This window comes from Arhodomonas sp. KWT2, from assembly GCF_041949875.1.
Lineage (GTDB): Bacteria > Pseudomonadota > Gammaproteobacteria > Nitrococcales > Nitrococcaceae > Arhodomonas > Arhodomonas aquaeolei.
Genome location: NZ_JBHFPQ010000032.1, coordinates 75,820 through 95,371, shown reverse-complemented (window position 1 = coordinate 95,371; position 19,552 = coordinate 75,820). Strand labels below are relative to the sequence as shown.

18 protein-coding genes and 1 tRNA gene are annotated in these 19,552 nt (G+C 70.2%); 4 read left to right on the top strand and 15 right to left on the bottom strand.

Features of this window, described 5'->3' with window-relative positions; genetic code table 11:
- Positions 1-3: 3 nt before the first annotated feature.
- The 3 genes from ACEZHJ_RS04455 to ACEZHJ_RS04445 are packed head-to-tail and all read right to left on the bottom strand — an operon-like array spanning position 4 to position 1,727.
- Positions 4-306, bottom strand: coding sequence for an urease subunit gamma (locus ACEZHJ_RS04455; RefSeq protein ID WP_018719153.1), 303 nt, complete (start codon positions 304-306; stop codon positions 4-6).
- Positions 307-309: 3 nt separating this feature from the next.
- The gene (locus ACEZHJ_RS04450; RefSeq protein WP_163142868.1) at positions 310-1,140 is read right to left on the bottom strand and encodes an urease accessory protein UreD; all 831 of its coding nucleotides are present in this window, start codon (positions 1,138-1,140) and stop codon (positions 310-312) included.
- A complete protein-coding gene (locus tag ACEZHJ_RS04445) occupies positions 1,137-1,727 on the bottom strand; it encodes a HupE/UreJ family protein (RefSeq protein ID WP_375036273.1) in 591 nt (196 codons plus the stop codon). Before ACEZHJ_RS04445 ends, ACEZHJ_RS04450 begins: the two co-directional genes overlap by 4 nt.
- A gap of 215 nt (positions 1,728-1,942) precedes the next feature.
- Here ACEZHJ_RS04445 and ACEZHJ_RS04440 point away from each other — a divergent pair, with 215 nt between their 5' ends.
- Positions 1,943-3,916: a monovalent cation:proton antiporter family protein gene (locus ACEZHJ_RS04440; RefSeq protein ID WP_259202061.1), complete on the top strand. Its 1,974-nt coding sequence runs from the start codon at positions 1,943-1,945 to the stop codon at positions 3,914-3,916.
- Positions 3,917-4,212: 296 nt separating this feature from the next.
- On the opposite strand, the gene ACEZHJ_RS04435 is transcribed toward ACEZHJ_RS04440, so the two are convergent.
- The 5 genes from ACEZHJ_RS04435 to ACEZHJ_RS04415 all read right to left on the bottom strand — a co-directional run bounded on the left by ACEZHJ_RS04435 (position 4,213) and on the right by ACEZHJ_RS04415 (position 9,701).
- The gene (locus tag ACEZHJ_RS04435) at positions 4,213-6,315 is read right to left on the bottom strand and encodes a TRAP transporter permease (RefSeq protein WP_375036272.1); all 2,103 of its coding nucleotides are present in this window, start codon (positions 6,313-6,315) and stop codon (positions 4,213-4,215) included.
- Positions 6,316-6,406: 91 nt separating this feature from the next.
- The gene (locus ACEZHJ_RS04430) at positions 6,407-6,922 is read right to left on the bottom strand and encodes a DUF1850 domain-containing protein (RefSeq protein ID WP_375036271.1); all 516 of its coding nucleotides are present in this window, start codon (positions 6,920-6,922) and stop codon (positions 6,407-6,409) included.
- Positions 6,923-6,946: 24 nt separating this feature from the next.
- A complete protein-coding gene (locus ACEZHJ_RS04425) occupies positions 6,947-8,008 on the bottom strand; it encodes a TAXI family TRAP transporter solute-binding subunit (protein WP_163142481.1) in 1,062 nt (353 codons plus the stop codon).
- A 488-nt stretch (positions 8,009-8,496) separates the two neighbouring features.
- On the bottom strand, positions 8,497-8,865 hold the full coding sequence (locus ACEZHJ_RS04420; RefSeq protein WP_259202064.1) for a hypothetical protein: 369 nt from the start codon (positions 8,863-8,865) through the stop codon (positions 8,497-8,499).
- Positions 8,866-9,203: 338 nt separating this feature from the next.
- On the bottom strand, positions 9,204-9,701 hold the full coding sequence (locus ACEZHJ_RS04415; protein ID WP_205599908.1) for a cytochrome c5 family protein: 498 nt from the start codon (positions 9,699-9,701) through the stop codon (positions 9,204-9,206).
- 191 nt (positions 9,702-9,892) lie between these two features.
- On the opposite strand from ACEZHJ_RS04415, the gene ACEZHJ_RS04410 reads away from it, so the two are divergent.
- Positions 9,893-9,969: transfer RNA gene (locus ACEZHJ_RS04410), tRNA-Arg, on the top strand.
- 53 nt (positions 9,970-10,022) lie between these two features.
- On the opposite strand, the gene ACEZHJ_RS04405 is transcribed toward ACEZHJ_RS04410, so the two are convergent.
- The 4 genes from ACEZHJ_RS04405 to ACEZHJ_RS04390 form a co-directional block, all read right to left on the bottom strand.
- Positions 10,023-11,336 carry a hypothetical protein gene (locus tag ACEZHJ_RS04405; RefSeq protein ID WP_259202065.1) on the bottom strand — a complete coding sequence of 438 codons (1,314 nt, stop codon included), beginning with the start codon at positions 11,334-11,336 and terminating at the stop codon, positions 10,023-10,025.
- Positions 11,337-11,467: 131 nt separating this feature from the next.
- Positions 11,468-13,453: a PAS domain S-box protein gene (locus ACEZHJ_RS04400; protein ID WP_375036270.1), complete on the bottom strand. Its 1,986-nt coding sequence runs from the start codon at positions 13,451-13,453 to the stop codon at positions 11,468-11,470.
- A gap of 212 nt (positions 13,454-13,665) precedes the next feature.
- Positions 13,666-14,208 carry a cytochrome b/b6 domain-containing protein gene (locus ACEZHJ_RS04395; protein ID WP_018719134.1) on the bottom strand — a complete coding sequence of 181 codons (543 nt, stop codon included), beginning with the start codon at positions 14,206-14,208 and terminating at the stop codon, positions 13,666-13,668.
- 4 nt (positions 14,209-14,212) lie between these two features.
- Positions 14,213-14,485 carry a PepSY domain-containing protein gene (locus ACEZHJ_RS04390; RefSeq protein WP_163141879.1) on the bottom strand — a complete coding sequence of 91 codons (273 nt, stop codon included), beginning with the start codon at positions 14,483-14,485 and terminating at the stop codon, positions 14,213-14,215.
- A gap of 136 nt (positions 14,486-14,621) precedes the next feature.
- Here ACEZHJ_RS04390 and ACEZHJ_RS04385 point away from each other — a divergent pair, with 136 nt between their 5' ends.
- Both ACEZHJ_RS04385 and ACEZHJ_RS04380 read left to right on the top strand, forming a co-directional pair.
- Positions 14,622-15,281, top strand: a complete 660-nt coding sequence (locus tag ACEZHJ_RS04385) for a response regulator transcription factor (protein WP_163141876.1) — start codon at positions 14,622-14,624, stop codon at positions 15,279-15,281.
- A complete protein-coding gene (locus ACEZHJ_RS04380; RefSeq protein WP_205599873.1) occupies positions 15,278-16,606 on the top strand; it encodes an ATP-binding protein in 1,329 nt (442 codons plus the stop codon). The genes ACEZHJ_RS04385 and ACEZHJ_RS04380 overlap by 4 nt, the downstream gene beginning before the upstream one ends.
- 15 nt (positions 16,607-16,621) lie before the next feature.
- Here ACEZHJ_RS04380 and ACEZHJ_RS04375 read toward each other — a convergent pair whose 3' ends face one another.
- From ACEZHJ_RS04375 to ACEZHJ_RS04365, 3 genes are all read right to left on the bottom strand, one after another.
- Positions 16,622-17,488 (bottom strand): CoA ester lyase, encoded by an 867-nt coding sequence (locus ACEZHJ_RS04375; RefSeq protein ID WP_163141873.1) that lies wholly within the window; start codon positions 17,486-17,488, stop codon positions 16,622-16,624.
- Between the two features lie 94 nt (positions 17,489-17,582).
- On the bottom strand, positions 17,583-18,419 hold the full coding sequence (locus ACEZHJ_RS04370; RefSeq protein WP_375036269.1) for a MaoC family dehydratase N-terminal domain-containing protein: 837 nt from the start codon (positions 18,417-18,419) through the stop codon (positions 17,583-17,585).
- Entirely contained in the window at positions 18,412-19,545 is a 1,134-nt protein-coding gene (locus ACEZHJ_RS04365; protein ID WP_259202069.1) for a CaiB/BaiF CoA-transferase family protein, read from the bottom strand. The genes ACEZHJ_RS04370 and ACEZHJ_RS04365 overlap by 8 nt, the downstream gene beginning before the upstream one ends.
- Positions 19,546-19,552 lie beyond the last annotated feature (7 nt).

Here is a 19,552-nt window from a genome sequence, read left to right as displayed (position 1 = left end):
GGCTCAGCTGATCGGGTCGTGGACGGTCACCAGCTTGGTGCCGTCGGGGAATGTCGCCTCCACCTGCACCTCCCGCAGCATCTCGGGGATGCCGTCCATCACCTGGTCGCGGGTGAGCAGCCGCGTGCCCTCGCTCATCAGCTCGGCGACGCTGCGCCCGTCACGGGCGCCCTCGACAATGGCGTTGGCGATGTAGGCCATCGATTCCGGGTAGTTCAGGCGCACGCCCCGGGCGAGCCGCCGTTCCGCCACCATCGCGGCGGTGGCGAGCATCAGCTTGTCCTTCTCACGGGGTGTCAGTTCCACGTCTCAGGTCCTCCAGATCCGGGGTTCACAGGCCGGGCGATCCAGCAGCCGGGGACGCAGCGCCGCCCAGGCCGCGCGCAGCAGGGCGAAGGCCGCCTCGGCACCGTCACCGATCCAGCGCAGCACCAGCACGTCGTCGAGCCGGGTCACGCCCGCGACGGCGTCGGCGGGCAGCAGCTCGCGCACCGCGGTCACTGCGGCGTCGTCGGCGCCGGTGGCGAGCAGGATGGCGGTGGCCTCGGCACCCCCGAGCCCCCAGGGCGCGGAGAGCAGACCGCTGCCGGCGGCCAGGTCGTTGCGTTCGTGCAGCAGCGGCCGGCCATCCCGGTGGATGCGCAGCCGGGCGTCGAAGCGGCCGCTGACGAAGGGCAGCGCCCCCGCCGGCCGGCCCAGGCAGGTCACCTCCCAGCCGATGAAGCGGGCATCGCCGGCGAGCTCCACCGCCAGCGTCGCCTCCGCCTGGGCGCCGTCGAAGACGATCTGCTCCAGCGGCAGCCATTCCAGGGTGCCGCCGTCGGCGACCCGCAGGGTCTGGCGCTGGCAGGCCACCGGCCCGCCACTGCGATAGAACTTGTTCGCCCCCGGTGTCGTGATCAGGGCATGGGCGTCACCGGCCACGTCCACCGTGGTGTTGAGCCGGTCCCCGCCGACCACCCCGCCCGGCGGGTGCAGGATGTAGCTGTGGCACACGCCGGGCTCCGGGTGGAATGCCTTCTGAACCCGCAGCGGCCCGAAGTGGCGCCGATGCACCGGGATGGTTCGCGAACCATCCCGGCCGAAACCCAGCTCCAGCCCGGCGCGCCATCCCGGTGCACTGGCCGGCGCCGCGCTCACGCCAGCAGGCCCACCAGGGCCACGGCGCCGAAGGCGGCGGTCGCGCCGCCCGCCAGCCGCAGGCCGATGCCGGCCGCCGGCAGGCGCTGCGCAGCGATGCCGGCGAGCACGCCAAGGGCGTGCAGGACCGCGGTCGCCAGGACCATGCCGGCGCCGAAGGCGAGCCAGGCGGTGCCGCCGCCGGCCTCCGCCCCGTGGGCATGGCCGTGGGCCACGGCGAACAGCGCGGTGATCACGACGGCCATCCCCAGCGGCAGGCGCCGCCCGGCGGCCAGGCAGACACCGAAGAACACCAGCGAGCCGGCGATGCCCCACTCGGCCAGCGCGGCAGCCCCGTAGCCCGCGCCGAGCGCAGCCCCGCCGGCCATGCCGGCGACGAAAGTCGCGGGCAGCAGCCAGCGGGCCCGGCCACCCAGGGTCAGCGCCCACGCGCCTACGGCGATCATGGCGAGCAGGTGGTCAGCCCCCAGCCACGGGTGCGCGAGGCCGGCGGTGAATCCGGCCGCACCGTGGCCCGGATGGGCCAGCGCGGTCACGGGCAGGGCGAGCAGCGCCACGAGCCCCGGCAGCAGGGAACGGTAAGTCATGGTTGGTGCATCCTTGTGGAATGGCTTCACTGCGGGAGAAGCACAAGCCGTGCCACCGCCCCACCCTCCACGAATCGTCCCCAGCCCGTTCCCAACGCGCCACAATGGTGCATTCCGCGCACCCGAACAGGGCAGCGCGGGCGGCGCATCGGGGTGGTTTCCGGGTTAGGATGTGCGCGTCCCCTTCGCCACCGGGAGGACGCCCCGGCGTGCCCATGCTCGACGAGGTCCTGATCCTGCTCACTGCCTCGGTGGTGGCCGTGACCGCCTTCCGCCGTCTGCGCCTGCCCCCGGTGCTGGGTTACCTCGCGGTGGGGGTGGCGCTCGGGCCGTCGGCGACCGGACTGGTCGGCGACGTCGAGGAGGTCCGCCCGCTGGCGGAGTTCGGGGTCGTCTTCCTGCTGTTCACCATCGGTCTGGAATTCTCCCTGCCGCAGCTGCGCGCGATGCGCTGGACGGTGTTCGGCCTGGGCGGCGCCCAGGTGGCGCTGTGCACCGGGGTGCTGGGACTCACGGCCTGGGCGCTGGGCGCCGGCGGCGGTGCCGCGACGGTGATCGGCGGGGCGCTGGCGTTGTCGTCCACCGCCATCATCATCAAGCAGCTCACCGAGCAGGTGGAGATCCACAGCCGGCATGGCCGCCGGGCGGTGGGCGTGCTGCTGTTCCAGGACCTCGCGGTGGTGCCACTGCTCATCCTGATCCCGCTGCTCGGGCGCGAGACCGGCGACGGCATCGCCCTGGCCATGGGCGCGGCGTTCGTACGCGGCGCACTGGTTTTCGCCATCCTCCTGGCGATCGGCCACTGGGCCCTGCGCCCGCTGTTCCACGAGGTAGCGCAGGCACGCTCCAACGAGCTGTTCACGCTCACGGTACTGCTGGTGGCCCTGCTCGCGGCCTGGACGAGTCACCTTGCCGGGCTGTCGCTGGCACTGGGCGGTTTTCTCGCCGGGATCATGCTCGGCGAGACCGAGTACCGCCACCAGATCGAGGCGGACATTCGCCCGTTCCGGGACGTCCTGCTGGGGCTGTTCTTCGTCACCGTGGGCATGCTGCTGGACCTGTCGGTCGTCGCCGATCACTGGCTCGGCGTGCTCGCCGTGGTAGCCGGGTTCATGGCCCTGAAACTCGGCGCGATCTACGGCCTCGCCCGGCTCGGCCGCAACGACCCGCGGGTGGCGATGCGCACCGCCGTGATCCTCGCCGGCGGCGGCGAATTCGGCTTCGCCCTGCTCTCCCTCGGCCTCTCGCAGGCGGTGCTCGACCCGGTGGCGGGCCAGATCACCCTCGCCGCCGTGGTGCTCAGCATGGCGGTGGTGCCGGTGATGGTGCGCCACAACGAGCACATCGCCCACGGCCTCGTGGATACCGGCGAGTCCTCTCACGGCTCGGTCACCGAGCGCCAGGTGGCCGCCCACGCGGCCGCGCTGACGGACCACGTGATCATTGCCGGCTACGGGCGCACCGGGCAGAACGTGGCGCGCTTCCTGGAGGAGGAAGGCATCCCCTATCTCGCCCTGGACCTCGACCCGGCCCGCGTGCGCGAGGCCCAGGCCGCCGGCGAGCGGGTGCAGTTCGGCGACTCCGCGCGCCAGGAGATCCTCGCCGCAGCGGGGCTCGAGCGCGCACGCATGGTGGTGCTGACCTACAACGATCCCACTGCCACGCTCAACGTCCTCGAGCACGTGCGCGGACGCCATCCGCAGCTACCGGTGGTGGTGCGCACCCGCGACGACGTCTGGCTGGAGCGTTTCCACCGGGCGGGGGCCACCGCCATCGTTCCCGAGGTGCTGGAGGCGAGCCTGATGCTCGCCACCCACGCGCTGACCCTGCTCGACATCCCGCTGACCCGGATCTTCCGCTACGTGCGCGACGTCCGCGCCAACCGCTACCAGATGCTGCGCGGCTACTTCCACGGCGAGGAGCGGGTCGACCTCGAGAAGGCGGACCGCTTCCGCGAACAGCTCCACGCGGTGACCCTGCCGGAACGGGCGTACGGTGTGGGCAAGCGCCTGGAGGAGCTGCGCCTGGAGGAGATCGGCGTGAACGTGACGGCGGTGCGCCGCGGCGGCATCCGCGGGCCTCAGCCCGAGCCGGACACCCAGCTCCGCAGCGGCGACGTGCTGGTGCTCTACGCGACCCCGGAGAACCTGGAACAGGCGGAACGGATGCTGCTCGGGGGGCTGCGCTAGTCAGTGAGCGATCACAGCCAGAACCGCGACGATCCAGACGTGCGGCATCGCCGGTGCGCCGTCATCAAGCCCATAAACAGCGGCGGGACCGCATTCATTGCCCATCCGCAGGCGATGACCACACGCACCGGCCCGCCGCCCAGCGAGGCGGCGGCCGGGTACTCGTTCACGCCCACGGAACACACGCCGTGCCGGGGCACCGAAACGTGGACCGGTTCCGCGACCGCGGGACCTCGTGGCACCGCGCTCACACGGTGACACCGGCGCGGCACGCGGGCTTTCACAAGCCCCGCGCATTAGCCGCCAGTCGCGTACGCCGGCTTTTCCATGGATCGCCCGCCGAGCATGAACACAACGACCGCAATCACAGCGCCGAGCGCGTCACTGGCCAGCCCCGGATAGATAAGCGCCAGCGCCCCGACCAGTGCGAGCAAGCGCCACGCGGGCGTCAGCGCACGCCGCATATAGCCCTCAACCGCAACGGCCAGCAACAGCACGCCGAGCACACCGGTGACGGCCACCATGAGCACATTGAGCCAGGTCGCGTCGATGATGAGCATGCTGTGGGCGAACACGAACATATAGGGCACCACGAACCCGGCGATGGCCAGCTTCATCGCCTGTATGCCAGTGGCGTTGGGCGTGCCGCCGGAGATGCCGGCGCCGGCATAGGCGGCCAGTGCCACCGGCGGCGTGAGGTTGGCGAAGATGCCGAAGTAGAACACGAACATGTGCGCCACGAAGATGGCGGTGTCGCCGGAGCCGGCCAGCTCGCGGAACAGCGGCAGGTTGAGCAGGATCGGCGCCGCCATGGTCGAGGTGATGATGTAGCACGGAATGCTGGGCAGGCCCATGCCGAGCACGATGGAGGCGGCCATGGTGAGTGCCAGCGTGACCAGCAGCCGGAGCATGTCGTAGGGAATCGCCTGGCCCATGGTCACGACCGCATCGGCGGCGTCCAGGGCGATACCGGTGAGCGTGGCCACGCCGACGATGATGCCCACCGCGCCGCAGGCGATGGCCACGGGGATAGCGTTACGCACACCGTCGGTCATGGCGTCGCGACAGTCGCCAACGTCCATGACCTCGGACTCCAGTGAAAGCGCGCGGCGCGCGAAGTTGACGGCCACCGGTACGGCGATGATGGCGAACAGCCACCAGCGTGCGGCCGTCATGTGCGGCAGGCTGCGACCGTCCATCCACGCCATGATCTGCGGCTCGAAGATCAGAGCCGCGAGCACCGTCGACAGGCCCACGACCAGCCGTGGCGTGCCGCAGATGAGCACGGTGGATGCAATCGACCAGAACGCGGCAAAGAACGGCGCCCGCCCATCGAAGATCAGCCACAGCAGCACGACCATGGGAATGAGCAGATGCCCGCGCTTGAGCATCACCTCCTTTACCGGCGTGAGCTCCGCGCGGTCGATGCCGGACAGGCCGTTGCGCAGCGCGCGCAGGTGCACCTGAAACAGGATGCCGAGGTAGAACAGCAGCGCCGGGATGATGCCCGCCAGCATGATCTGGGTATAGGGCACACCCAGCACCTCGGCCATGATGAAGGCCGCCGCACCCATGATCGGCGGCAGGATCTGGCCGCCCACGCTCGCCGCGGCCTCGACCGCACCGGCGAATTCGGCACGGTAGCCGGTGCGCTTCATCAGCGGGATGGTGAACGCGCCCGTGGTCACCACGTTGGCGATCGCCGAGCCGTTGATCGAGCCGAGAAAGCCGCTGGCGACCACGGCGACCTTGGCCGGACCGCCCCTGGACGGGCCGGCGATCGCGAGCGCTAGGTCGTTGAACAGCTGCCCCAGCCCCGACTTGATCAGAAATGCGCCGAACAGGATGAACAGGATGATGTAGCTCGCCGATACCGCAATCGCCGTGCCCAGCAGCCCCTCGGTGATATAGACCAGGTGCGACACGACCTGGCGCGTGGTCGCGAGCACGATGGCCTCGTTGAGATCCGGATACAGCGACAGCTTGGCGTAGAAGGCATAGACCAGGAACGCCGCCGCCAACCCGGGCAGGCCCCAGCCCGTCACGCGCCGCGCGGCATCGATGACCAGTCCCAGCGCAGCCAGGCCCACCACCATGTCGACATTGTTGATACGCCCGGCCGAGGCGATCACCCGGTCGGCGGACAACAGCATGTAGCAGCCGATGGCCACCGCCAGCAGCGCCAGCACGGCCTCGGCCAGCGGCAACCGGTCGCGCGCGCCCTTCCTGGCGAACGGGTAAAGAACGAAGCTCAGCCCGAGCAGCACGTACAGGTGGATGCTGCGCTGCTTGATATCGACCAGCGGCCCGGCGAACGAGGTGTACAGGTGAAACAGCGCGAGCAGCACGCTCACGGCGATCACGACCTGCATGATCGCCTTCGGCAGGCGATCACGCATTACGCTCTCGCGATCGTATTTTTCCAATGTCTCGCGCGACGCAATCTCCGCTTGCGGGCTCTCGCCGCCCGGCTGGGACACGCTCATAGAATCAGCCCGTGCCTCGTGTATCGATCCAGTTTCCAATCAGGGTCGGCAGCACGCGATACAGCGGCGCGCGTGCATAGGCAAACGTGAGAATGGGCGCACCGGCCTGCCGACCGAGCGCGTGCCAGGCGCCATCGTAGCGCAGACTGTAGTTTTCCGCCGCCGCGGCCTGCACGGCCAAAGGGTCCACGATCCGGTCGATGCCGCTCATTACCACCCAGCCGTTCTCCAGCGTGGTGCGCTTGCCGGCGTGCGCCGGCACGCCCGCGCCGAAGGTCTTGAAGCGGGTGCCGATGAGCATGATCTGGCCGTTGTGCAGACGAAAACGTTCGATCCAGTTCTCGCGCTCCACCGAATGGGTCCAGCGCAGTGCGAAAGTCGTCCCGTCCTGCGCGGGATAGACGTAGCGCAGGTCGCCATTGTGGCGGATCAGCAGCCAGGATTGCGGCCAAACGAAGACGGCGGCGATCCCCCCGATCACCGCCGTCGCCAGTATCAGACCCCTGCGTTTGCGGGCCATCACCGCAGTGCCAAGCGTCACCCGCTAGCCGGCATCGTCTTCGCCGTCGGCCGAGCCGGAGTCGCCGCCGCCCTGCTCGTCATAGAACGCCTGTGCGCCGTCGGCCACCGGCACCACCAGGTTCCTGTCCATGGTGTCGCGGTCGAACTGCTTGAGCGCGCTGATCGAGACCTTGTCGGTCCCCAGATAGTCATAGAAACGACTGGCCAGCTCGTGGGCGACGTCGTCATCCATGGAGCCCGGCACGATCAGCAGGTTGCGGATCGACACGGTGTTGACGGCCTGATCGAGGTCGTAGCGCTCGGGCGCGTTGGCCGGAATCTCGTAGCTCTCGTAGTAGGGGTACTTCTCGAGCAGCCTGTCGGCCGTGTCGCCGTCGACGTTGACGAAGTTGACCTCGGTGTTCTGCATCAGGCCGGTGATGCTCGAATTGGGCACGCCCGAGGTGAAGAAGGCGGCGTCCAGGTTACCGTTGCTCATCTCGGTGACGCTGTCGGCGTAGCCGGTGTGGCTGACCCGCCCAAGATCGTCATAGCTCAGACCGGCGGATTCCAGCACCTTCTTGGCGCTCTGCTCCACGCCCGAGCCGACCTTGCCCACGCCGATGCGCTTGCCCTTCATGTCGGCAATGGAGTGAATATCGCTGCTCGCGGTGGCGACCACCTGGACGACGTTGGGATAGAGCCCGGCAATGGACTTGATGTCGGCCTTGCGCCCGTCGAACTGGTTCTGGCCGTTGATCGCGTCGTAAGCCACGTCGCTCATGACGATGGCGATCTGGTTGGTGCCGTCCTCGATATTGTTGATGTTCTGCACCGAGGCGCCGGTGGAGACGACCTGCACGTCACCGATCTTGTCGCTGGCCTCGAACACCCCCTTGAGCGCACCGCCGATCGGGTAATAGGTGCCCGAGGTACCCCCGGTGCCGAAGATCAGGTTGACCGGCTCACTGTCGGACGACGCCTGCGCCTGATCAGAGGACTTGTCGGCGCTGCCACCATTGCCCTCACTGCCGTCGCCGCACCCCGCGAGCAGCATCGCGGACAGCGCGAACACCGCGCCGAATGCGAAAACACGGTTCCCCATGATGGACCTCCTTGTTGGATATTGGCTATGCATGTGCCGAGGCGGGAACGCCGCAGCGGCATATTGGCGTCCATCAGTAGCAAACCGAGCCGCTGCGGGCAATGCGGCGATAGCGGAATGAGGCCTGCGCGGGCACGTTCACCCCGGCCAGACGCCATGTGCCGGTGTAGGTGTTGCAGCGGGTCACCGCACAGCTCCCACCAGCGTGATGCCGGACGTCCCGGCCTCGTGTAAAGCGTAGCGGATGCCTCGCCGGTCAACTCAGTGACCTTCAGGGCCTACCCGCGGACAACGTGGTGAGAAAACACGTCCCGTCCGCACGCCGCCAGGGCGAAAGCGGAAGACGAAAGACCTGCGGTGCGGCCGGCGCTGGAATGCCGGCGGCACCATGAGGGGGAGGAAGGATTTCGCTCGACGGCGGCGCTCCGGCAGCGGGGGCTACCAACCCGTGACCGACCGGAAACCGGGATCTGCCGTCGGACGCACGTCTAGACCCTGGACCCTGGCCGCGGGCGGTCGAAGTCGTACTCCGTTATCCGGCCACCGAGCGGCCGCATCATCGGTCGCTGGGACGGCCGACGGGTGACGCCGGCCGTCATCCGGCGATCCATGTCCATGCCCGAGAGGTCCTGCTCGGAGAGCTGGCCGCTCGATACCAGCGGATCCATCCGCGCGCTGCGCGGTCCCCTGAAGTGGGCCGCAACACCCGCGCTCGGCTGCTCACCCGCGTTACGCACGTCCTGCGGAGAGAGATAACCGCCACGGGCCGCGGCCTCGCCGCCTGCCGGGGCCGCCTGCGCCGCACCGATGCCCAGGATCAGGGCAACAACGAAAACACTCGACACGTGCCTTGCCATGATCATCACCTCTGCCTGTATTTGCCGGGAGGAAGGCAACGCCAAGACTCTCACGTAATCCGAATCCGGACTATCCGTAAAAACACCTAACCGCCGGTCGCCCGGAGCCGACAGGCAGCCCCCAGCATCAGGAAAAGCAGATGAGACCACGGCCAGGTGGCGGAACGGTCCCGATGGAACGGCAACCCGGGGTGAGACGGGCCATCGTGTCAGTGAGGAGTACGGCCCGCGTCGGCGGCGCCGTCACGCGCCCGCCGCCCGGGCGGGCGGCGGACATGATCGGAATGCGGATCGGGGCGGGACAGGGCGCGTCCTCGCAGACACGCCCCGTACCATGGCTACCCCCCGACGCTCAGGCCGGCCTGATCGACCATCCAGTGGATGGCCTCGCGGATCTCCTCCTCGGAGGCGGAGCCCTTCTGGGGCGGCATGTTGTTGAAACCGTTGGAGGCATGGTTCACGAGGGTGTCCATGCCCTTGTCGACACGCGGCGACCAGGCCGCCTTGTCGCCGATCTTCGGCGCCCCCAGCGTGCCACTCTGATGGCAGGCGGCACAGACCTGGTTCACCACCTCCTCACCGGAGCGCGGCCCGCTGCTGGCCTCCTCCTGACCGCCGCCGGCGGCGAGTTCCGGCATGGCCTCGCCGGTGAGGCGGACCTGTCCGACCGGTTCGAGGTTCTGCGCCGCCCGCTCGGCCGTGAACTGCCGGCGTTCCTCGGTATTGCCGTCGTAAAGCGTTGCCGCAATGATGGCCAGCACCACCGCCGTCACCACGAGGCCGCCGATGACGACGATGAAATTGCGAATGAACTTTCTGTCTTCCTGGCGACTCACCGCGTCCCCCCAAAGAGTCAGTGCCAGACACCGGCCACGCCGGGTCTGCTAGCGGAGTAAGGGGCAGGGACCCCGAACGGAAACGAGGGCAGAGTATATCGAGAATGGCCAGTGGCGAAAACTCGCCGGCCACAGGCCGTACCGATGCTTGGACATCACCCCGGCGACGCGATATTCTGTGCCTTCTCAACGCGCCCGTAGCTCAGCTGGATAGAGCGTCGGCCTCCGGAGCCGAAGGTCGCAGGTTCGAATCCTGCCGGGCGCGCCAGATTCGCGATGAGCCCGGCCGCGCACCGGGCTTTTTCGTTAGGGTCCGCACGGTCACGGCCCGGGCACGTAGCTCAGCCCCAGCGTGGGCCGGACACCGCGATAGTCGATCACGCCGTCCTCGTAGCGGACCGCGAACACCGACGACAGGCTCGCCCGCCACGCCCCGCCCCACAGGCGCCAGTCCAGTGCAATGCTCGCCCGGCGGTGGCGTGTCACCGAGTGCTCGATCCGGTTGCGGGTCATGCCACCGGCCAGTCCGGCACGCAGGGTTGCGTGGCGGATCAGCTGCCAGACGTAGTTCGCACTGAGGGCCCGGGTCACACGCTCGATCTCGCCGAGCTCGTCCTCGCGGTGGCTCACGAAGGCATCGGTGGAGAAGTCGCCGGGACCCATCGACCCGGTCAGCGACAGCCCGGTCAGCCGGACATCCACCGGGTTGTCACTCTCCAGCGCCTCGCGCACGTAACGGACCCGGGCCCGCGCGGCGAGCCCGCCGGCCAGGCGCCAGCCCCCCTGCAGCGCGGTGATGCGCTGGTCCGCCGGGATGTCGGCTCCCGCGGGCCGGTAATCCTCGCCGTAACGCTCGTAGGACAGCCGCCAGTCATACGGCAACATCCCGCCTTCACCGCTCAACGCCAGGAACCGGGCGGTGTCGGCGTGACCGTGCCCGCCAGCGGCGTCGTAGTCACCACTGAAACGCCCGTACTCCATCTCCATGGAAAGCCGCTGGCCGGCGACGGTGAGATCCCTCTGCCAGCTCAGGCTCCCGACGTCCTGGTTGATGCCTTCCAGCGCTGGCACCTCCGCCGCCGGCCCGTCGTAGCGGATCGCCGAGAGCGACACGGCACCGACGATGGTGTCCTCGATACGCCAGCGCCCGCCGCTGTAGCGTGAGCCGCCGCCTTCGCCGCTGCCGGAAAACAGCCGCATCGACTGGCTCGGCCCGGTGGTACGCGGGCGGAACAGCACCGACGCACCATCGATGGAGCGGTTGAAGGTGCGCGCGGAGGTGTCCACCGAGAGGTCTCCCGCCTTGACGCGGAAGGGCACGGGGGCCTGGTCGTTCTCCCAGGTCAGGCTGGCACGGCGCACGCTACCACTGCGGTAACGGCCGTCGTCTCCGGCCAGGGCGCCGGAGAAATCCCCCCGCAGCGTGCCGTAGGCGGAGAGACGCCGGTCGCTGCGCAGATGCAGCTCGTCGGCCGCGAAGGCCTCACTTGCGCTTACGCTGACCGGATCCCCCTCGATGCCGCGCCGCTCGACACGCAGGGCCTCATCTGCCGCGGCCGCTCCCGCCATCAGCGCGGGCAGTACCGCGACAGCCAGCACGACCGTCACCCGGCGACGGCCACGGAGTGCCTTCATCGCACCTGGGGCCCTCCCTTCGATGCAGCCTACAAGGCCCTCATGGTAGCGCGCTTACCCGGCCTGCCGGCTGGGAGGTGCGTCGCAGACTGACTGCCTCGTGGGATACGCACGCGCCTGCGCCGACGGGCTCAGGCCGGTGCCACGACGACCCGGTCGCGCCCCGTTGCCTTCGCCTCATAGAGGGCGGCATCGGCGCGCTCGGTCAGCATTGCCAGGGTCCAGCCGAAACGCATCTCCGCCACCCCGAGACTCACCGAGACGGGGCCGACCCCGGGGAACGGGGCGTCGGCGACGGCACGGCGGATCCGCTCGGCAAGCACCGTCGCACCGCGAAGATCCGTGTGTGCGGCCAGCACCAGGAACTCCTCGCCGCCCCAGCGCCCGAACTGGTCCGCCTCGCGGAGGATCGCGGCGACCCTGTGGGTGAGCTCGATCAGGGTACGGTCGCCGACCGGATGACCGAAGCGATCATTCACGGACTTGAACCAGTCGATATCGAAAAGCACCACGGAGAACGGTGTCGAGTAACGCGTGAACGCCGACTCCGCGGCCTGCAGCAGCGTGTAGAGCCTGCCGCGGTTGGTGACACCGGTAAGCCGGTCGTGGGTGGCCAGGTGCTCGAGCTCCGTGAGCAGGCGCTTGTGCTCGCTGATGTCGTGGAACACGCAGACGTAATGCTCGACCCGCCGGGCATGGTCGTAGACAGCGGCGATCGATTCCCAGTGGGGCTGGACGACACCGTCGCGGCGCCGGTTCCAGATCTCGCCCTCCCACCGGCCTTGCTCGCGCACCGCCGTCCACATGCGCGCGAAGAACGCCTCATCGTGGTGCCCGGAGCGCAGCAACGCCGGTGTCGCCCCCACCGCTTCCGACGCCGGGTAGCCGGTGAGGGTGGTGAACGCGGGATTCACGCGCTCGATCACGCCGTTCGCGTCGGTGATCATCAGCGCCTGGCTGGTACGGAAGGCCTTGGCCAGCAGCCGCTGCTCGGCGGCAAGCGCCCGCCGTTCGCTGATGTCCTCCACGATCCCGTCGATCCAGCGCTCGCCGGCGCTGTCGCGGACCCGCGCGGTGACTGCGACCCAGACCTCCCGCCCGTCCAGCGTCCGCAGCGGCAACTCGCGGGCACGCAGCACACCCGCGCGCATCAGCTCGGCCGCCACTGCACGCGCCTGGGCGGAATCGGGGTGGAAAGAGGCGGCGGACCGGCCGATGAGCTCGTCGGGTGTCGCCGCCCCGAGGATCCGGGCCATCGCGGGATTGGCATCGGTGACCCGCCCGCCGTCAGCGGGGCGGCTGCTGTACACGCCCACCGGCAGCGACTCGAAGATCCGCCGGTAGCGCTCCAGCCACTGCTGATAGCGATGCGCGCGGGTGACATCGTGAACGATGGAGTGGAGGTACTCCCGGCCGTCGATGAACACGGGTCCCGAGTACACTTCCACCTCCCGCAGCTCACCGTTCGCGGTACGGTGGCGGAAGCGGAAGAAGCGCTCCTGCTCCCGGCGGGCCCGGTCGATCTCCCCCGTCAGCATGTCCGGGGCAAGCGTGTTCAGATCGCCGACGTGCAGGGTGGTGATCTGACCGCGGGTGTAGCCATAGAACGCGAGGGCCGAGTCGTTGGCGTCCGCGATACGCCCCGTCGCCGCCTCGATGAGCAGCTTCGGGGCAATGTTGAGGTGGAAACTCTGCCGGAAATACGTCCGTTCGGCACGGCTGCGCTGCACCGCCTCGCGCCGCTCGTCCAGGGCCTCCAGCATCACGTCGGCCCCGTCTTCCAGCGCCCGGACGGTCACGACCAGCCACCGGCCCGGCACGCCGCCGGGCACGGGCAGACACAGTCGCAGCACACCCTCGCCACCGGCGAGCGCCGCCTCGAACGCGGAAGAGCACACGGCGCCGGGATCGAGCAGTGCCACGAAATGCCGGCCAACCGGTTCGTCGACGCCCGTCAATCGCGCTGCGGCGGGGTTGGCCTCGGCGACCGAACCTTCCGCAGTAACCTGAAGACGGCCCACCGGGGCGGCCTCGACGAACCCCTCCAGAGCTGCAAGCCGCCGCCGCAGCGCATGCTCGCCGGATATCTCTCCCTCAGCGGGTCGGCCCGTCGTCACACGCCGCCCACCCCGGGGCCGGCGAGCGCACCTGCAGGCAGCCCCCACCGGCCGTGCCCGCCGGGAGCGACGAGCCGGGAAGGATAAGTGTGTGAATCAATTCGCATGCCCGACATTATGCCAAGCAGCGGAGACAGGTGAAATGTTTAGTGAATCAGACACCTGTGCTTAATGATAACGATTTCCCCCCGTCCGCGGCGGCCGTGGACTGCTCAGCCGACGTCCTCTCCCGCCGGCTCGCGCTTGCGCCCGGTAACCATGGCGCGAGCCAGGTTCTCACCGTGACGAACACTGGCCAGGACCACGCCCGCGACGTGAAGACCGATCAGCACCAGCAGCGAATTCGCCAGGAAGGCGTGAGTCTCCTCGACCCACTCGACCCCCCAGAAGGCGTCCAGGGTGTACATCCAGCCGGTCAGCGCCGTGCCCGCGAGCGCGAGCAGCAGCACCACGATCATCGCCGCCCCGGCCGGATTGTGCCCGAGGTGGCGACGCTCACGACCGGATGCCATATCGACGATATAGCGCAGCACGGTGGCGGGCGGGCGCACGAACTGGGTGAAACGGGCGTAGCGTGGTCCGACCAGCCCCCAGAGCAGCCGGAAGCCGATCAGTCCGGCCACGATATAGCCGGCCCACTCGTGGATTTCCCCCCACTCGTCACCGGTGAGCCAGGCCACGGTCACCGCCGTGACCATCCCCCAGTGGAAGACCCGGACTGCCGGGTCCCACACACGGATCGTGCGCTCGCCCATCGCCTCAGTCCTCTCCCTTTACGCGCACCGGCTCCAGCGTCTTCGGGTTGAAATAGGCCTCCACCCGGTCACCGTTCTCGTCGTACGCGTACGCCTCGTAGCAGCCATCCTCAGTGCGGATGCTCTTCACTTCCCAGCCCTTGTCCATCAGCGCCTGCCGGAAGGTATCCCGGCTCTGCCACTCGGACTTCGGCACATCACATCCGTCCGCCGCCTGCGCCGCACCGGCCGCCACGACACCGAGCATCACCATCGAAAGCACAAGTCCGCGCTTCATCACTCAAGCTCCTTCAATCACCGAATGACGGTGGCCATCATCCCGGCGCAACCTGACAGGATCCTGAAAGACGGTGACGAATCGTGAAGCCGGTGTCCGGGTTACAATCGGCGCCCGGACACCGAAGGGGGCGGCCATGCGCATACTGCTGGTGGAGGACGACGCGAGCCTGGGCACCGCCGTCGTCGATCAGCTCGCCGCCGACGGGCACGCGGTCGACCGGGTGGATCACCTCTGCCGGGCCCGGCCCGCCCTGGCGGCGGTGGCCTACGACCTCTGCCTGCTCGACCTGATGCTGCCCGACGGCGACGGGCTCACGCTGCTCGGCGAGCTGCGCGGGCGCGGCGAGCGGCTGGCGGTGATCATCCTCACCGCCCGGGACCAGATATCGGACCGAATCCGCGGCCTGCGGGCCGGCGCGGACGACTATCTGGTGAAACCCTTCGATCTCGCGGAACTCTCCGCCCGCGTGCTCGCCGTGGGCCGGCGCAGCGCCGGCGACGCCGGACCGCGGATCGAGGTGGCGGGGGTCGTGATCGATGAGGCCGCGCGGACCGTCCACCGCGATGGCGAGCCGGTACGCCTGACCCAGCGCGAGTGGGCCCTGCTGGAGGCGCTGGCGCACAACCGCGGGCGCGTGCTCTCGCGGGGCCAGCTCGAAGACCGGCTCTACGCCTTCGGTGCCGAGGTGGAAAGCAACACCATCGAGGTCTACATCAGCCGGCTGCGCAAGAAGCTCGGCGCAGGCCTGATCGCCACGGAGCGAGGCCTCGGCTACCGCATGGTGCGCTCGTGAACGGCAGGGCCTTCAGCCTGCGCCGGCGTCTGGCGGGGATGCTCACCGCCGGTGTGCTCGCACTGTGGCTGGTAGCCACGGCACTGTCGTGGGTGCTGGTTCGTCACGAGCTCAACGAGGCCTATGACGAGTCCCTGGCACAGGCCGCACACCGGCTGCTCGCGCTCGGGGCCGCGGGGCCGGCCGGCAGGGAACCGACGACGGTCGGCGCCGGCGAGGGGCTGCTCACCTACCGCGTCCGCGACGCCGCCGGCCGGGTGGTGCTGAGCTCCCGCAATGCCCGCGACACCGGCTTCCCCGCACCGTTGCGGCCCGGTTTCGTCACCACCGCGTCGCACCGGGTGTTCACCGAGCGCGACGCCGACACCGGTCTGCTCATCCAGGTCGCCGAGCCCCTCGCCCACCGCCGCGAGGCGGCGATGGAGACGACGCTGAGCCTGCTCCTGCCGCTGCCGTTCCTGGTGCCGCTGAGCCTGCTCGGCGTGTGGTGGCTGGTGCGCCGGACCACAGCACCGGTGCTCTCGCTGCGCGGCGAGATCGAACGCCGCGCCCCCGGCGATCTGGCCCCACTGACCGCGAGCGGCCTGCCCGCGGAGATCCGTCCGCTGGCGGATGCCGTCAACCGCCTGATGGCACGGCTGCGTGACGCACTGGCGGCGGAACGCAGCTTCACCGCCAACAGCGCCCACGAGCTGCGCACGCCCATCGCCGGGGCCCTGGGCCATACCCAGCGGCTGCTCGCCGACACCGGCGACCCGGCCGTGCGCGAGCGCGCGCGGCACATCGAGGCCGGCCTGCGTCACCTCGCCCGGGTCTCCGAGAAGCTCATGCAGCTCGCCCGCGCCGAGGCCGGGGTCTTCGCCGCCGACACGCTCCAGCCCCTCGACGACGTGCTCGCCCTGGTGGTCGACGAGTTCAGCCGCCACGCCGGCAGCGGCGATCGGGTGACACTTACGGTACCGGACGGCGTGCGACTTGCCGGCGCGCTGGACCCGGACGGCTTCGCCATCCTGCTGCGCAACCTCATCGAGAACGCCCTGCATCACAGCCCGACGGACAGCCCGGTGGCGGTGGTGGTGGACGGCGCCCGGCGCCTGCGGGTGATCAACGACTCGCCCGTGATCCCCGCCGCCACGCTCCGGCAACTGCGGGCGCGTTTCCGGCGGGGGACGACCCGGCCCGGCGGCACCGGGCTCGGGCTCGCCATCGTCGAGGCGATCGCCGAGGGCGCCGGGGCCTCGGTGACCCTGAACTCCCCCGCCGCCGGCCGTGCCGACGGCGTCGAGGCAGTGGTCACCCTGCCGGACGGCACCCATCCGGCATGAGCGCGGGCACGCCGGTCATCGCCCCCGCTGGCGCCTGCCCCGGGCCAGCAACGCCCGGGCGCGCAGGAGTACGGGGCGGTCCACCATCCGGCCGTCCACGGAGAACACCGCGCCGTCCGCCGGGGCGGCATCGACCACGCGCCGCGCCCAGTCCAGGTCCGCCTCGCTGACCGCGAACGCCGCGTGGACGGGCCCGATCTGGGCGGGATGGATGCACAGCGCCCCCGAGAAACCGAGCCCCTGTGCCGTCTCCAGCTCGGCGCTCAGGCGCCCGGTATCGGTGTAGTTGGCGATGGAGCCGGGGAAGCCGATCGCCTCGATCCCCGCGGCCCGCGCCGCCCAGGCGACGCGGCGGGCGGGCTCGGTGAGCAGCGCCGCCCCGGGCGTGCCGCCCAGGTCCAGGGCCAGGTCCTCAGGCCCCAGGGCCAGGGCCGCGAGACGCGGCGTGGCCGCGGCCAGCCCGCCCGCGGCCAGCAGCCCCCGCGCGCTCTCGATCATGCCGATCACCGGCACTCCGCCCGGTTCGAGCCCCCGCTCCGTCTCCAGCTCGGTAAGGATGCCGTCGGTGACCACCAGCTCATGGGCGTGCTCGACCTTGGGCAGCACGATACCCGCGAGGGGCGCCCCGACGGCGGCCTCCAGGTCGTGGACCTGCTCCCGGGTGCCGGCGTTGACACGCACCAGCACCGCGACGCCGTCCGCCGCCAGCCGTGCGATCGCCGTGGGCAGCGCGGCCCGCGCCGCCGGCCGCCGCTCGGGGGCGACGGCGTCCTCCAGATCCAGGATGCAGGCGTCGGCACCACGCCGTCCCGCCTTCTCCAGCAGGCGTTCGTTGTCGGCGGGCACGAACAGGAGCGACCGCCAGCCGGGCCATTGCGTCATCTCGTCTCTCCCTTTCCGCCGGGCGGTCTGACAGCCCGGCTCGCGACGGGGGCGGTGAGGCCGTGATACGCCCGCCCTGTCCCCGTCTCCGCGGTCATTCCACCCGGCCGGTCAGCGCCAGCGCCCCGTCCGGACGGGTGACCCACAGGCGCGTGCCGTCGCCCTCGGGCACGCCGGCGGTGGTGAAGGCCATGTCGTCGAACACCGGCGCGCGGGAGCGGTACTCGAACCGGCGCACCGGCGTCCCGCGCTGCTGCACGGCCAGGTCGAGCATGAGCGTCGCCATCAGCGGGCCGTGGACGACCAGCCCCGGATAGCCCTCGACGCCGGCGCAGTAGGACCGGTCGTAGTGGATGCGGTGGCTGTTGTACGTGAGCGCCGAGTAGCGGAAGAGCAGCACCGGGTCCGGACGCCAGGTCGCCCGCCACGCGGGCTCGGGCATGTCGTCGCTCCCGGCGGTGTCCGCCCCGCCGCCCGACACCGGCGCGCGGTAGACGATATCCTGGGCCTCGTCGATGCGCCCGCCGCGCTCGCCCTCGATCTCGTGGCTGACGGTGACGAACACCAGCGGCCCGCTGCGGCCGTCCTTGGGCACGACCTCCGCCACCGTGGAGCGGCAGTGCACCCGCTCGCCCACCTGCAGCGGCCGCTCGATGGTCATCCGGCTGCCCGCCCACATCCGCCGGTGGCCCGCCGGCAGCGCCGGCAGGAAGGCCCCGAGGCGCTCGTGACCATCGCCGCCGGAGGCGGAGGCGCGGTAGAGCGGCGGGAACAGCAGCCACTGCCAGCACGGCGGCAGCGGCGTGCCGTCCGCGGGCAGGGACGCCTCCCGGTCCAGGGCGGCATTGAAGGCGGCGACGCGCCAGGCGTCGACGGTATCGTCACCCTCGCGGGTCCGCCCGATCCACGCCCGCGGGTCGGTTTCACTCATGGCCGAACTCCCGGCGTATCGCCTCGGTGTTCTCGCCCAGCGACGGGCAGCGGCCGAGGTGGTCACCGTACCACCGCGCCTGCACCGGCGGCGCGGGGATTTCGGCGTCGGCACCGCCGGCCAGGGCCACGTGGGCCTGGCGCAGGGCCGGGTGGTCCAGCACGTCGGCGGGCTCGTTGAGCTTGCCGTAGGCGATTCGCGCCCGGTCGAGACGCTCGATCAGCGCCGCCTCCGACAGGGCGGCGGTGGCCTCGGCGACGGCCGCCTCGACCCGCTCGCGCTCGGCGGTACGCCGGGCGATGCTGGCGAAGGCGGGCTCCTCGAACAGATCCGGGCGCCCGAGCACGTCCCGGCACAGCCGCTCCCATTCCCGCTCGTTCTGGATCGAGATCACCACCTCCGTGCCGTCGGCGGTGGGGAACGCACCGTAGGGCACGATGGAGGGGTGGCGCATGCCCATGTACGCCGGCGCCTCCCCGGCGTAGCGGGTCTGGAGCAGCGGCACGGCCATGAGGTCGGCCATGCTGGAGAACAGCGACGCCCCCAGGCGCTCGCCCTCGCCGGTGCGCTCACGGCGGATCAGCGCCTCCAGGATGGCGCCGTAGGCGTTGATGCCGGTGACGATGTCGGCGATGGACACGCCGATGCGCCCGCGCCCGCTGATGCTGGAGAGCCCGCTCTCCGCCTGGATGAGCATGTCGTAGGCGCGCATGCTGGCGTAGGCGTTGTCCTCGCCGTAGCCCGAGATGCCGCAGACGATCAGCCGGGGGAAACGGGCGTTGAGCGCCTCCCAGCCGTAGCCGAGGCGGTCGATCGCGCCGACCGAGAGGTTCTGCACGAACACGTCGGCGCGCTCCAGCAGGCCCTCGAAGACGGCGCGGTCAGCGTCGTCGCGCAGGTCCAGGCAGACCGACTCCTTGCCGTGGTTGGCCCATACGAAGTAGGTGGCCTCGCCCTTGACGTATTCGTCGTAGCCCCGGGCGAAGTCGCCCTCGGGGCGCTCTATCTTGATCACCCGGGCGCCGGCATTGGCCAACCGGGCGGTGCACACCGGCGCGGCGACCGCCTGCTCCAGCGAGACGACCAGCGTGCCGGCGAGCGGCTTGTCCTGGGCCTGCGTATCCATGGTGACT